Source organism: Pseudomonas sp. N40(2020) (assembly GCF_014472415.1).
GTDB lineage: Bacteria > Pseudomonadota > Gammaproteobacteria > Pseudomonadales > Pseudomonadaceae > Aquipseudomonas.
This window is the reverse complement of the sequence record NZ_JACSZV010000005.1, coordinates 176,611-189,729: the sequence shown is the minus strand read 5'-3', so window position 1 is coordinate 189,729 and position 13,119 is coordinate 176,611. Positions and strand designations below refer to the sequence as shown.

General features: G+C 60.1%; 9 protein-coding genes and 1 pseudogene. 8 read left to right on the top strand and 2 right to left on the bottom strand.

What is annotated here, in order from left to right; genetic code table 11:
- Window positions 1–83: 83 nt before the first annotated feature.
- Both IAI51_RS05950 and IAI51_RS05945 read left to right on the top strand, forming a co-directional pair.
- The gene (locus IAI51_RS05950) at window positions 84–905 is read left to right on the top strand and encodes an aldo/keto reductase (RefSeq protein WP_187677635.1); all 822 of its coding nucleotides are present in this window, start codon (window positions 84–86) and stop codon (window positions 903–905) included.
- Between the two features lie 29 nt (window positions 906–934).
- The gene (locus IAI51_RS05945; protein ID WP_187677634.1) at window positions 935–1,405 is read left to right on the top strand and encodes a DUF1810 domain-containing protein; all 471 of its coding nucleotides are present in this window, start codon (window positions 935–937) and stop codon (window positions 1,403–1,405) included.
- Here the strand turns inward: IAI51_RS05945 and IAI51_RS05940 are convergent.
- On the bottom strand, window positions 1,370–3,730 hold the full coding sequence (locus IAI51_RS05940) for a DNA polymerase II (RefSeq protein ID WP_187677633.1): 2,361 nt from the start codon (window positions 3,728–3,730) through the stop codon (window positions 1,370–1,372). The genes IAI51_RS05945 and IAI51_RS05940 overlap by 36 nt on opposite strands.
- A 199-nt stretch (window positions 3,731–3,929) precedes the next feature.
- Between IAI51_RS05940 and IAI51_RS05935 the strand changes: the two genes are divergently transcribed.
- Window positions 3,930–4,370 (top strand): CBS domain-containing protein, encoded by a 441-nt coding sequence (locus IAI51_RS05935; RefSeq protein ID WP_187677632.1) that lies wholly within the window; start codon window positions 3,930–3,932, stop codon window positions 4,368–4,370.
- A gap of 51 nt (window positions 4,371–4,421) precedes the next feature.
- On the opposite strand, the gene IAI51_RS05930 is transcribed toward IAI51_RS05935, so the two are convergent.
- Window positions 4,422–5,045: a glutathione S-transferase N-terminal domain-containing protein gene (locus tag IAI51_RS05930; protein WP_187677631.1), complete on the bottom strand. Its 624-nt coding sequence runs from the start codon at window positions 5,043–5,045 to the stop codon at window positions 4,422–4,424.
- 1,151 nt (window positions 5,046–6,196) lie between these two features.
- Here IAI51_RS05930 and IAI51_RS05925 point away from each other — a divergent pair.
- The 5 genes and pseudogenes from IAI51_RS05925 to IAI51_RS05905 all read left to right on the top strand — a co-directional run bounded on the left by IAI51_RS05925 (window position 6,197) and on the right by IAI51_RS05905 (window position 13,119).
- Window positions 6,197–7,021 (top strand): annotated as a pseudogene (locus IAI51_RS05925) (energy transducer TonB).
- Between the two features lie 50 nt (window positions 7,022–7,071).
- Entirely contained in the window at window positions 7,072–7,779 is a 708-nt protein-coding gene (locus IAI51_RS05920) for a MotA/TolQ/ExbB proton channel family protein (RefSeq protein WP_187677630.1), read from the top strand.
- Complete coding sequence (locus IAI51_RS05915) at window positions 7,779–8,180, top strand: ExbD/TolR family protein (RefSeq protein WP_007918272.1); 402 nt, start codon at window positions 7,779–7,781, stop codon at window positions 8,178–8,180. Before IAI51_RS05920 ends, IAI51_RS05915 begins: the two co-directional genes overlap by 1 nt.
- A 206-nt stretch (window positions 8,181–8,386) precedes the next feature.
- Window positions 8,387–11,098: a TonB-dependent receptor gene (locus IAI51_RS05910; RefSeq protein WP_187677629.1), complete on the top strand. Its 2,712-nt coding sequence runs from the start codon at window positions 8,387–8,389 to the stop codon at window positions 11,096–11,098.
- A gap of 155 nt (window positions 11,099–11,253) precedes the next feature.
- Complete coding sequence (locus IAI51_RS05905; protein WP_187677628.1) at window positions 11,254–13,119, top strand: extracellular solute-binding protein; 1,866 nt, start codon at window positions 11,254–11,256, stop codon at window positions 13,117–13,119.

Sequence of the window (13,119 nt, the reverse complement as noted above, 5' to 3'; positions counted from 1 at the left end):
GCATTACCACGCAGAGCGTGGGAACGATCTTCACACTCCTGCTGCCCACTAAAGGTATCGACCGTTTCAGAAAGGAGGTTTGAATGCGTACCCTTGAATTGGCCGGCGTGCAGGTTCCGGTGATTGGCCAGGGCACTTGGCGCATGGGTGAAGACCGTTCGGCGCACAAGCGTGAAGTCACCGCGCTGCGCACTGGCATCGAGCTGGGCATGACCCTGATCGACAGCGCTGAAATGTATGCCGAGGGTGGTGCCGAAACCGTGGTTGGCGAAGCCATTGCCGGCCTGCGTGATCAAGTGTTTCTGGTCAGCAAGGTCTACCCGCACAACGCCAGCCGCAAAGGTATTCCGCTAGCCTGCGAGCGCAGTCTGCGCCGGCTCGATACCGATTACATCGACCTCTATTTGTTGCATTGGCGCGGCCAGTATCCGCTGGAAGAAACCGTCGAGGCGTTCGAACGTCTGCGCGAGGACGGCAAGATCGGCCGTTGGGGCGTGTCGAACTTCGATGTTGATGACCTTGAAGAACTGGCGTCACCGGCCTGCGCGACCAATCAGGTGCTCTTCAACCTGGAAGAACGCGGTGTCGAATTCGACCTGCTGCCGTGGTGCCAGCAGCAACGTATGCCGTTGATGGCGTACTGTCCGATCGGTCAGGGCGGCGCGATGCTGGCTGATCCGGTGTTGAAACAGATTGCCGCTCGTCACAACGCGACCCCGGCACAGGTTTCGCTGGCGTGGATTCTGCGTCAGGATGGCGTAATTGCGATTCCCAAAGCTGTGCGGCCGGAACACGTGCAACTCAATGCACAAGCGGCGCAGTTGCAACTGGAGGCCGGGGATCTGGCAGCGCTGGACCAGGCGTTTCACGCGCCAAAGCGCAAGCAGCGGCTGGCCATGGTCTGAGCCACCGCCGACTGGCAGAGGGCTTCGCGATGAGAAGCACTGATCAGTACGACCCGTTCAATCTGCAACGTTTTATCCAGGCACAGGACCCGGTTTTCGAACGGGTCCAGCGCGAACTCGACGAGGGCCGCAAGCGCAGCCACTGGATGTGGTTTGTCTTCCCGCAATTCGCAGGCCTGGGCGGCAGTGAGATGTCCCGGCGCTTCGCCATCGGTTCGGCCGAGGAAGCTCAGACCTATCTGGATCATCCCTTGCTCGGCGCACGATTGCGCGCCTGCACGCAGCTTGTGCTGAATGTGCGAGAGCGTTCGATTGCCGAGATTTTCGGCCATCCCGATGACCTGAAACTTCACTCCTCAATGACGCTGTTCGCCCAGTTCGCTGCTGAAGACAGCTTGTTCAACCAGGCACTTGAGCGCTACTTCCACGGCATCCTTGATGAGTGGACGTTGCAACTGCTGGACTCAAAACAGGCCCAGTTGTCCCCCGATCAGGGTTGAGAAGTCGTCGTCGACAAACGGCAGGATCGCATCCGCCACCGGTTGCAGTTGCCGGGTGATGTAGTGGTCGTAGTCGATGGTGGATCGCCGCACTTCCAGCGGTTCGGGGCCGGCCAGGGTAATCACGTAGCTGATCCAGCCACCGTTCTGGTACTGCCGCGGTCGTCCGTGCTGCGCGTTGTAATCATCGGCCAGCCGCGCCGCGCGCACGTGGGGCGGAACATTGCGCTCGTAATCGTCGAGGGTGCGGCGCAGGCGTTTGCGATAGATCAGTCGATCATCGAATTCACCCGCCAGGGTTTTGCGCACGTAGTCACGCACATAATCCTGATAAGGCTTGCGCTGGAAGATCCGCTCGTACAGTTCCTGCTGAAATTGCCGGGCCAAAAGCGACCAGTCGGTGCGCACGGTTTCCAGGCCTTTGTAGACCATTTCTTCGATACCGTCGGCGCGTGTCACCAGACCGGCGTAGCGCTTCTTGCTGCCCTCCTCCGCGCCACGAATGGTCGGCATCAGAAAGCGTTTGTAGTGTATTTCGAACTGCAATTCGAGGGCGCTTTCCAGCCCGTATTCGTCACGCACATGCTCACGCCACCAGTCGTTGACGTGTTTGACCAGCGCATGGCCGATGGCCGCTGCTTCTTCCTGCCCGTGGGGACGACGCAGCCAGACGAAGGTCGAGTCGGTGTCACCGTAGATCACCGCGTGGCCCTGCTCTTCAATCAACTTGCGCGTGCGCAGCATGATCTCGTGGCCGCGCAGAGTGATCGACGACGCCAACCGTGTATCAAAGAACCGGCAACCGCTGGAGCCGAGCACGCCATAGAAGGCGTTCATGATGATCTTCAGCGCCTGGGACAGCGGCGCATTGTGTTCGCGCTTGGCGGTCTCGCGGCCCTCGGCGACTCGCGAGACGATGGACGGCAGGCAATGCCGGGTGCGTGAGAATCTGGCACCACGAAAGCCCGGCACGGAGTCGGCATCATCCGGATGCTGCAAGCCTTCGATCAGCCCGACCGGATCAATCAGAAAGGTGCGGATGATCGACGGATAAAGGCTCTTGTAATCGAGCACCAGCACCGATTCGTACAGCCCCGGTCGCGAGTCCATGACAAAGCCGCCGGGGCTGGCCTGCGGCGGATTGGTGCCCAGATTCGGCGCCACGAAACCCTGACGGTGCATCAACGGCATATATAGATGCGTGAACGCCGCCACCGAGCCGCCGCTGCGATCCGCCGGCAGGCCGGTGACGCTGGCGCGCTCCAGCAAAAACGTCAGCAGTTCGGTCTTGACGAAAATCCGCGTGACCAGTTCGCAGTCCTTGAGGTTGTACTTGGCCAGCGCCGGTTTGTCCTCGGCGAACATGCGGTTGATCTCATCCATGCGCTGGTACGGGTTGTCGATCGACTTGCCTTCGCCAAGCAAGGTCTGCGCGACGTTTTCCAGACTGAACGAAGGGAAACTCCAGGTCGCCGAACGCAGCGACTCAATGCCGTCGATGATCAGGCGCCCCGCCGCCGAGGCGAAGTAATGGTTGCGGCTGCCGTGTTCGCGCCACTGCATCTCTTCACCGCCACGGCCGATTTTCAACGGTACGCCGAGGCGCCGCGCGTGTTCGTGGAGGATGCGCAGATCGAACTGCACGACGTTCCAGCCGATGATCGCGTCGGGGTCATGACGGGCGAACCAATCGTTGAGCTTCTTCAGGATGACCGTGCGTGAGTCGCAGTATTCAAGGTCGAAGTCGACGATGCTGGCGTCACCGTTCGGCGCGCCGAGCATGTACACCTGACGCTCGCCGCAGCCTTCAAGAGCGATGGAGTACAACTCGCCGGTTTCGGTGGTTTCGATGTCCAGCGAGACCAGTCGCAGCTTTGGCCGATACTCGGGGTCGGGTTTGAGGTGGGCGTTGAGCAATGTGCCGTCGGCATCGGAGGTGCCGCTGAACAACACCGGTGCGGTGATGAAACGCTCCATCAGATAGCGTTCCGGCGGGCGCACATCGGCCTCGAAAACATCGACGCCGTGGCGGTTGAGCGCGGTTTCCAGACGCATCAACTGGCCGTGTTGCTGGCAATACAGGCCGAGCACCGGGCGATGTTCGAAATCCTGCAGGGCCAAGGGGCGCAGTTCGACGTTCTTTTCGTCATGCAGCAGGCGCTCGGCGGCTGCGCGCTGCTCGGCGGGGATAAACGCCACCGACGGCTGATGCGGCAGGCGCACGCGGCGCGGCCCGGCGTCGGTCGCCAGCCAGAACTCGACTTCGGTGCCGGCCGGCGTATCGCGCCAATGCCGGGTCAGGACGAAGCCCTGCTGTAAATCCACCACTGCGACCTCGGGAAATTGAATCTGGCAGGCATTCTACGCGGCATCGCGCGGGATGACCCTCGTGAAAAATCTCGCGCAGACAATTAAAAAAACGGCAAATGACGTTTTTTGCGTGTTATCTGCCGCTTTGCCACCTTGCCCTGAACGCCAGCGTCTACGATGCTTGGATAACAACGACAACACCTGAGTAACTGCCATGAAGACCGTCGCCCAACTGCTCAAGCTCAAAGATCAGAAAAATCAGGAAGTGCACCAGATCAAGCCTGATCACATGGTGCTCGAAGCACTGATGAAGATGGCCGAGAAAAACGTCGGCGCCTTGCTGGTCGTAGAAGACGACAATGTGGTCGGCATCATCAGTGAACGCGATTACGCGCGCAAACTGGTGCTGCATGGCCGCTCTTCAGTCGGCACGCCGGTACGCGACATCATGGTTGCCAACGTGATCACGGTGGATACCCACCAGACTGTCGACACTTGCCTGGGCATCATGTCCGACAAACGCCTGCGCCACTTGCCGGTGGTGGAGAACGGCAAATTGATCGGCCTGCTGTCGATTGGTGACCTGGTCAAGGAAGCGATTGCCGAACAGGCGGAGTTGATCAAACAGTTGGAGCAGTATATTCGCGGGGAATAAACCTGACCGCGATCGTTCCCATGCTCCGCGTGGGAACGATCAGAGGAAAGCTCAGGCTGGCCAATGCCGGGCGAAGACAGGCGCCAGCACCGGATGCCGGTCAATGCGTTGTAGCCACGCATAGAAACCAGGCCGCGTCTGGCGCAGATGCTCGCGGCTCCCCGCCCAACGTGTCACCACAGCTGCCAGCACATCCAGCGCCCCCGGAGTTTCATCGTCCAGGTACAGCTCGGCGGAAAACTGGTCGGCAAACACCTCCCAACTCCAGTGCAGACGCTCGCGGGCGCCGGCGATCAGGTTCTGCCGCGACGCTTCGTCGGGCATCAGCAGCCAGCGCTCGGGGTAGTCGATGACGCCAATGGCCGCGTAGCAATTGCTGACGATGTACACGAGGCCGCGAATCGCCTGGTCACGCTCGTCTGCCTTGGCCGGCAACAATCCTGACTTGGGAAACGTCAGGCCCAAATGAATCAGAATCGCCGCGCTCTCGGTGACCGCACTGCCATCGGGCAGTTGCAGGGTCGGGATCTGTTTCAGTGGATTGAGTTGCGCCAACGCTTCGGCGGCTTCGGTACTGGCTTCAATATCAATGAAGCGATAAGCGATCTGACACAGCTCCAGCGCGGCTTCAATAGCGGCGGCGCCTGAGTTGCGATGTCCGTAGAGCTGATACATAACCCCTCCTCAATCCCGACAGGCATCTGGTGTAGCCCTATTTATAGCTGGTGTATCCGATTTGGCACGTTTTTCCCATGCACTCGCCACTTGCGAATTCAAACCTCGCAAAACAGCGCTGGCGGTGCCCATCCCGCACCAAGAGCAATCATCGAACGCTATCCGCGTTCTTGTAAGGTGCGATACCGAACCAAAAGTTCGTGTATCCGAGCTGGCAACAAGGAGTTCACCGCGTGAATCTTCAATCGCTCTGCCGCATCACTGTCCGTTTGCGCTTATCCGCCCAACGCCGAGTTCAACAGAACAGCCCCGGCGCCCTGCGTATTTACTTTATTACCTGAATCAAGCGACCACGTACTGTGTTCGGCGCTGAGTTATGCGCCGACGGTAGCGTGTTATTTATTTTTTAAATACAACACCCAACAGGCAGTGCATTAATGAACGACAGCTGGATTGTCGAACAATAGCTAATTAACTGTTTGCCCGTGCACCAAAACCGTTCTTGGATTTGCAACTAACCCAAACTTGAAGCATTGATTTCATTTAAACAAAAACAAGGAACATCGCCTGTGAACCGCTAAAACATTGACCCGCACCAAATCAGTCCGCCCTGCACCACCAAGTGCCTTGGCGGGCATGAGAGCAGCCGCTCTGTCTCGCCCTTCAGCGTGATATAGCGTTAAGTCTGACTCGCCCTTGAAAAAGCCTCTGCATTCGGGCTGATGGAGACTTATGCGCGACGAAAAAATCCGCCAGCCCCTAAAACTTATATAAATGCGACATGGGTAACATCGCTGAAATAACCCAAGTACATTTCAGCAACATTTGGCACAGCGGTTGCAAAATGAAATACGGACACTTTAACCAACTGCGACCTGTAGGAGCTGCCGAAGGCTGCGATCTTTTGATCTCGATCTTAAAAGCAAAGATCGCAGCCTTCGGCAGCTCCTACATAGAACAACACCAGGGAATGGATGATGAACACTCGAAGTCGATGGCTCTAAGCCAGTAACGGCACACAAGCCTTATTCAATTGATAGTTCAACTATCGGCTTGCGCACACCTTAAAGAAAGTTGCACCCACCCACTCGAACATGACGCACATGTTCGGACGGCACCTTATTGCCCTTCATCAACCCGAGGGAGCTTTAATGAACGATGCGGTAAAGCACAAGACCCTGCCGGGGCCGTTACGGGAAGCGCCGCTCCCGCCGGTATCCGGCAGGCCGGCCTTTAAAGCCAATACCTCGCAGCCCGGCGGGTTGAACAAACAGCAAATGGTTCTGTTGATTGCCGTGTCGGCGCTGATACATGGCGGTGCGTAGTGGTTTTTTCAGCAGACCCGACCCGAGCCACTGCCCACGCCGCCGCAGATTCCGGAAATGACCGTCGAGCTGACCAGCCCGACGCCACCCGCACCGCCCACTCCGGAACCACCGCCGCCACCACCGCCTCCACCGCCGCCCGAACCCGAGCAACCGGTGGAAGACGAGGACGCGGTCAAACCGCCGCCAAAACCGGTGGAGAAGCCCAAGCCAATCGAAAAACCGAAACCGGTGGAAAAACCCAAACCGGTGAAAAAGGTCGAGCCGCCAAAAGCCCCACCCGCTCCGGCACAACCGGCCGCTCCTGCGGCGCCAGCAAAACCGAGCGCGCCACCGGCACCTGCGGCTGCACCCGGCCCGGTGAAAGAGTCGGCAGCGATTTCCGGCCTCGCCAGCCTCGGCAACCCGCCGCCGGAATACCCGTCGCTGGCGCTGCGGCGTAACTGGGAAGGCAGCGTGGTGCTGCGCATTCAGGTGTTGGCCAACGGTCGCGCAGGTTCGGTGACGGTGACCAAGTCCAGCGGCAAGGCGCAACTGGACGAAGCTGCGGTCGCCGCCGTGAAGAACTGGAAGTTTATTCCGGCCAAGCGCGGTGACACGCCGATTGACGGCTTCGCCACCCAGACCATCGATTTCAAATTGCCGCAATAACGGCACAACCCACGAACTCACAACCGATTTAATGCAAGCGAGGTGTAGCCATGAACGATTCACTGTCTTCGATGATTGTCCCCGGTGTGCTTTGGGGCCTGGTGCTGTTTTCCCTGGTCAGCTGGGCGATCCTGCTGGTCAAGTCGGCGCAATACCTGCGCCAGAAAGCCCAGAACAAACAGTTCAGCAAAGCCTTCTGGGGCGCGCCGGATCTGCTCACCGCCGCCGAACACGCCAGCCAATACCCAGGCTCACTGGCGCGCATCGCCAGCAGCGGTTTCGAAGCGCTGCTGGTGGAAGAATCGCCGCGCACCACGCAACAACTTGCGCACACCATCAACCGTTCCGATCGCCTGGAACGCAACCTGCGCCAGCAGATCCAGAAAGAACGCCGCTCGCTGGAAAACGGTCAGGCGATCCTCGCCAGTATCGGCAGCACCGCGCCGTTCATTGGCCTGTTCGGCACCGTTTGGGGAATCATGGAAGCCCTGCAAAGCATCGGCGAAACCGGCTCGGCCAGCCTTGAAGCGGTCGCCGGCCCCATCGGCCACGCGCTGATCGCCACCGGCGTGGGGATCGCCGTCGCGGTGCCGGCGGTGCTGATTTACAACTTCTTCCTGCGTCGTCTGAAACTCGCTTCGGCGGACATGGATGACTTCGCCCACGACTTCGACGCCCTCGCCTCGCGCAGTGCGTTTTCCATCAGCCGTCAGGCCATTGCCAGCAAAACCACGGCCGCCGTGCGGGAGGCCAGCTGATGTCTTTCTCCACTCAAGACAGCGATGAAGTACTCAGCGAAATGAACGTCACGCCACTGGTGGACGTGATGCTTGTGCTGCTGGTGGTGTTCATCGTCACCGCGCCGCTGATGACCAATGCAATCAAAGTGAACCTGCCGAAAACCGACGCCGTCGCCCCCGCCGAAAAGAAAGACCCGGTGGTGGTCAGCGTCGACCAGGACGGCAAGTTCTATCTGGCCAAGACCGAACTGGCACCGGAATCACTGGAGGCCAGCCTCAAGGAGGTCAAGGCCAAGGACGCCGAAGTGCGCGTCCAGCTTCAGGCCGACTCCGCCGTCAATTACGGCCAGGTAGCCAAGGCCATGGCGTCCATCGAACGCTCAGGCATTACCAAAATTTCGGTGATGACCACCCACTGAGTGCGGTGCCGGGCGCGCATTGAGAAACACGCCCGGCACCGCTGAAGCATCCCGTCGCAATCAGCCGACCGAAAAACGCAGCGCGTCTTCGGAGGGGATCGGCTTGCTTGAAGAAAGTGGTTTTCCGCACGCGGTATCACCGAAAGCGGAGCAATGAGGGGCTCACAAGGCCAATTCGATAACGTCTAACAAAGTCGGAAACAACCATGCTGATGAACACTCCACGCTTCACGCTCAAACCATTGGTGGCCACGATTTCTCGCCATCGTTTTGTTCCGCTGTATCTGGTGGCCATGGGGATGGGCGCCGGGACCGTGCAAGCGGCGGAGGACGATAATGCTGTCGTCCCGGCCGCCGCCGCAGTGGTTGCGCCGACCACGCAACTGCAACGGGTGGAAGTGACCGGCTCGGCGATTCGCCGAGTCGATGCGGAGACGGCGGTGCCGATCACCATTCTCAAGGCCGATGAGCTGCGCAAACAGGGCGTGACCAGCACCGCCGAGCTGGTGCAACGCATCACCGGCAGCCAGTCGATCAACAACAGTGCAGGCTCGGTCGGCGCGGCCACGGGTGGCGCATCGTTCGCCGACATGCGCGGTATCGGCGCGAACAAGACGCTGGTGTTGCTCAACGGTCGACGGCTGGCCAACAACGCCTTGTCGGGTACCAACTCGGCCGGCGGCGCGGTGGATCTGAACATGATCCCGTTTGCCGCCATCGAGCGTGTGGAAGTGCTGCGTGACGGCGCATCGGCGCTGTACGGCACCGACGCCATCGGCGGCGTGATCAACTTCATCACCAAGAAATCCCTGACTGACGGCCAGCTCACCCTCGGCGGCGAAACCCCGACCCACAGCGGCGGCGGTGCGACCAAGGACATGAGCGCCAGTTGGGGTTACGGCGATCTGGAAGAAGACCGCTTCAACGTGCTCGGCGTGTTCAACTACAACAAGCAGCAGAACCTCGACGCCAATGACCGCTCCTTCGCCAGCGACTACGCGCCCGGTCGCGGTCTCGATCAGACCTCCGGCACCGCGTTCCCTGGCAACTACAGCCAGAACGGCAACGCCACCAACCCGCTGGCCAACAGCAATTGCAACGGCCCCAACCTGATCGCCCGTGATGGCCTGTGCCGCTTCAGCACCCGCGAATACATCGACCTGGTGCCACAAACCGAGAAGACTTCGTTCTTCGGCAAGACCACCGGCAAACTGGGCGACGATCACAACGTCAACCTCGAATACTTCTGGTCGCGCAACAACAACGCCACGTCCATCGGCCCTGCTCCGCTCACCGGTCTGAGCCTGGATTCCTCGTCGCCCTACTACCCCGGCAACGGCATCACCCCGGCGCCGACCGATTTCGCCCTCGACCCGACGCAACCGGTCGACGTCAACTGGCGCGAAACGGCAGCAGGCCCGCGTGAATCGAAAGACCAGAACACCAGCCAGCGCTTCCTGCTGAGTTTCGACGGCCTGGTTGGCGGCTGGGATTACAACGTCGGCGCCTCGTACAACCAGAACAAAATCGTCTCCAGCGTCACCAGCGGTTATGTCAGCGATCAGGCGATGATCGATGGTCTGGCCAGCGGTTTGCTCAATCCGTTCGGCCCGCAGTCGGCCGCTGGTCAGCAGTACATCGATAACGCCGCCTACCACGGCGCCTACTCCACCGCTGTCGGTCGGGTCGCCGGGTTTGACGGGCGCATCAGCCGCGAAATCGGCGACTGGTTCGGTGCCGGCCCTTCCGGTCTGGCACTGGGTGGCGAGTACCGCAAAGAGAAATTCCACCAGGACTTCGAGCAGTTTGCCGGTGACATCCAGAGCCTCGGTATCGACCCGGCCGGCAGCGTCGAAGGCGACCGCAGCGTAAAAGCCGCGTATGCCGAGATCAACGTGCCGGTGCTCGACAGTCTCGAATTGTCTGCCGCCGTGCGCCACGACAAATACAGCGACTTCGGCAGCACCACCAACCCGAAATACTCGTTCCGTTATCAGCCGCTCAAAGAGCTCGTGGTGCGTGGTGCGTACAGCGAAGGTTTCCGTGCGCCGTCGCTCTACGAACTGTATTCACCGCGCAGCATCACGTTCACCCAGGGTTACTACAACGACCCGGCGCTGTGTACCGGCGGAGTGGTGCAACCGGGCGGCAACGGCGGGCGTGATTGCGGTCAGCAGTTCCTGAACCAGATTGGCGGCAACGAGGATCTGGCCCCGGAGAAGGCGCGCAACGTGACACTGGGCTTTGTTTATCAGCCGATCAGCAACCTGTCGGTGGGTCTGGATTTCTGGTGGATTCACATTTCCAACCAGATCCAGCCATTCCCGGAATCCACCGTGTTTGATCAGGCCGGCAGCTACCCGGATCGCTTCGTGCGCAACGCCGATGGCACGCTCAACTACATCGTCACCGGCAACGCCAACCTCGGCATCGTCGAAACCAACGGTGTCGACGTGTCGCTGGACTATCGCTTCCCGAACACGCCGTACGGTCAGTTCGGTCTCGGGCTGCAAGGCACCTACGTGGACGAGTACGACTTCCAGAGCACCATCAAAGGCCCGTTCACCGACAAGGTCGGCGACTTTCAGGGTGACGGCGTGATCGCTCGCTGGAAGCACAACCTGACCGGCAGCTGGACCTTCGGCGCGGCGCGGGCGGCGCTGACCAACCGCTTCACCACCGGTTACAACGACTACGACCGCGACACCCATGCGCGCGTGGCGTCGTATTCGGTGTGGGATCTGTCGGCCGGTTACACCTTCAACAAGGTGCTGGATGTCGATGCCGGGTTGAAGAACGTGTTCGACCGCAACCCACCGTTCTCCAACCAGGCCTACAACTTCCAGAGCGGCTATGACCCGCGCTACACCGATCCGCTGGGCCGCACGTTGTTTGCGCGGATGACCTATCACTTCTAACTGAGAGCACCGTAAAACCCTGTGGGAGCCGGCTTGCCAGCGATGGCGGCAAGTCAGTGACGTAAATGTTGACTGACACACCGCTATCGCTGGCAAGCCAGCTCCCACAGGTAAGTACGTGACCTTCGCCTTCCCAGGGATTCAGGAGTGATTTCATGAAATTCATGCGCAACATGGCTGCGCTGCTTTTTGGCAGTGCACTGCTGTGCAATGCCGCCCATGCGCTGGCCGTCGGCACTTACGCAATGACGGTGTACGGCGAGGCGCCGAAATACCCGGCGGGTTTCCAGCATTTCGATTTCGTCGATCCCAAGGCGCCCAAGGGCGGTTCGCTCAGCCGTGCGTCGATGGAGATCGGTCAGTACAACTACATCGCGCCCTATGCCGATCAGGGTATTTCCGTGGTGCAGGTCAATGACTGGGTGTATTCGCCGCTGGCGTTCCGTTCGCTGGATGAGCCCTACACCGTCTACGGCCTGGTCGCCCAGCAGATGGAGCGCGATCCCGAAGGCCTCTGGGTGCGTTTCACCCTCAACCCCAAGGCCCGCTTCGCCGACGGCACGCCGATCACTGCCGAAGACGTGCGCTACACCTTCAACCTGCTGATGACCAAGGGCAGCCTGAGCTATCGCCAGCAATACGCCGACGTGCAGGACGCGTTGATCGAGAGTCCGCAACAGATTCGCTTCACCTTCAAGAACAACCTCAACCGCACCTTGGCGCTGGATCTGGCGACGATGCGCGTGGTGCCAGAGCACTGGTGGAAGACACGCGACTTCGCCAACGGTGGCGGTTTCGAGCCGCCGCTGGGCAGCGGCCCTTACCGCGTGAGCAAGGTCGATGCCGGGCGCAGCATCAGTTTCGAGCGTGATCCGGACTGGTGGGGCAAAGACCTGCCGGTCAGCCGCGGCATGTACAACTTCGACAACCTGACGATCAATTTCTATGGCGACACCGACGTCGCTCGCCAGCTATTGCAAGCCGGCGCATTCGACTACAACCGCGAATTTTCTTCTTCCGGATACGTCGTCGGCTACGACAGCCCGGCACTGCGCGACGGACGCTTGCAGCAGTCGATCCTCGCACCGGAAAAACCCACCGCCGCTCAGGGCTTCGTGTTCAACCTGCAGAACCCGATCTTCCAGGATCGTCGCGTGCGTCAGGCGATCAGCCTGTTGTGGGATTTCGAGTGGACCAACAAACAGATGATGCGCGGCTTCTACGTGCGGCAGAACAGCTTCTGGCCGAAGAGTGAAATGGCCGCAACCGCCCTGCCAGACGCCGAGGAATTGAAGATCCTCGAACCGCTGCGCGGGCAGATCCCCGATGAAGTGTTCACCACGGTTTATCAGGCACCCAAAACCGATGGCAGCGGCTACATCCGCGACAAGCAACTGCAAGCGTTGAAGCTGCTGGCCGAGGCAGGGTGGACGGCGAAAAACAATCGGCTGGTCAACGCGGCCGGCGAACCGTTGGAGTTCACCTTTCTCGACGGTCAGGGCGGTTTCGACCGCATGCTGCTGCCGTTCAAACGCACCCTCGCGCAGATCGGCATCACCCTCAATTTGCGCCGCATCGACTCGGCGCAATACGTCAACCGGCTCAACGCCCGGGACTACGACATGATCGTCACCAGTTTCCCGCGCAGTGGCGATCCGATCGTCTCCCCCGGCCGCGAGCTTTACAGCCTTTACGCCTCGCAAAGTGCCACGCAAGTCGGCAGTTCCAATTCGATGGTGTTGGCCAACCCGGCTGTGGATCAACTGATCGACGGCCTCGTCCAGGCCAATACCCGCGACGCCATGGTGCATTACGCCCGCGCCCTCGATCGGGTGCTGCAATGGGGTTACTACATGATTCCCAACTACTACTCCAAAGGCACGCCGACGGTGTACCAGAACCGTTTCGGCATGCCGGCGCAGCAGCCACTGTACAACGAAGGTCTGGAAACCTGGTGGGAGGTTTCGGCCAAGCCGTTGACCACGCAACAGATGAACGCCCAGCTCGCGGGGGGCCAGTGA

What these genes read in the sequence shown, in the direction of transcription:
- IAI51_RS05950 (WP_187677635.1), top strand. Translation starts at nt 84, where the DNA reads ATGCGTACCCTTGAATTGGCCGGCGTGCAGGTTCCGGTGATTGGCCAG.
- IAI51_RS05945 (WP_187677634.1), top strand. Translation starts at nt 935, where the DNA reads ATGAGAAGCACTGATCAGTACGACCCGTTCAATCTGCAACGTTTTATC.
- IAI51_RS05935 (WP_187677632.1), top strand. Translation starts at nt 3,930, where the DNA reads ATGAAGACCGTCGCCCAACTGCTCAAGCTCAAAGATCAGAAAAATCAG.
- IAI51_RS05930 (WP_187677631.1), bottom strand. Translation starts at nt 5,045, where the DNA reads ATGTATCAGCTCTACGGACATCGCAACTCAGGCGCCGCCGCTATTGAA.
- IAI51_RS05920 (WP_187677630.1), top strand. Translation starts at nt 7,072, where the DNA reads ATGAACGATTCACTGTCTTCGATGATTGTCCCCGGTGTGCTTTGGGGC.
- IAI51_RS05915 (WP_007918272.1), top strand. Translation starts at nt 7,779, where the DNA reads ATGTCTTTCTCCACTCAAGACAGCGATGAAGTACTCAGCGAAATGAAC.
- IAI51_RS05910 (WP_187677629.1), top strand. Translation starts at nt 8,387, where the DNA reads ATGCTGATGAACACTCCACGCTTCACGCTCAAACCATTGGTGGCCACG.
- IAI51_RS05905 (WP_187677628.1), top strand. Translation starts at nt 11,254, where the DNA reads ATGAAATTCATGCGCAACATGGCTGCGCTGCTTTTTGGCAGTGCACTG.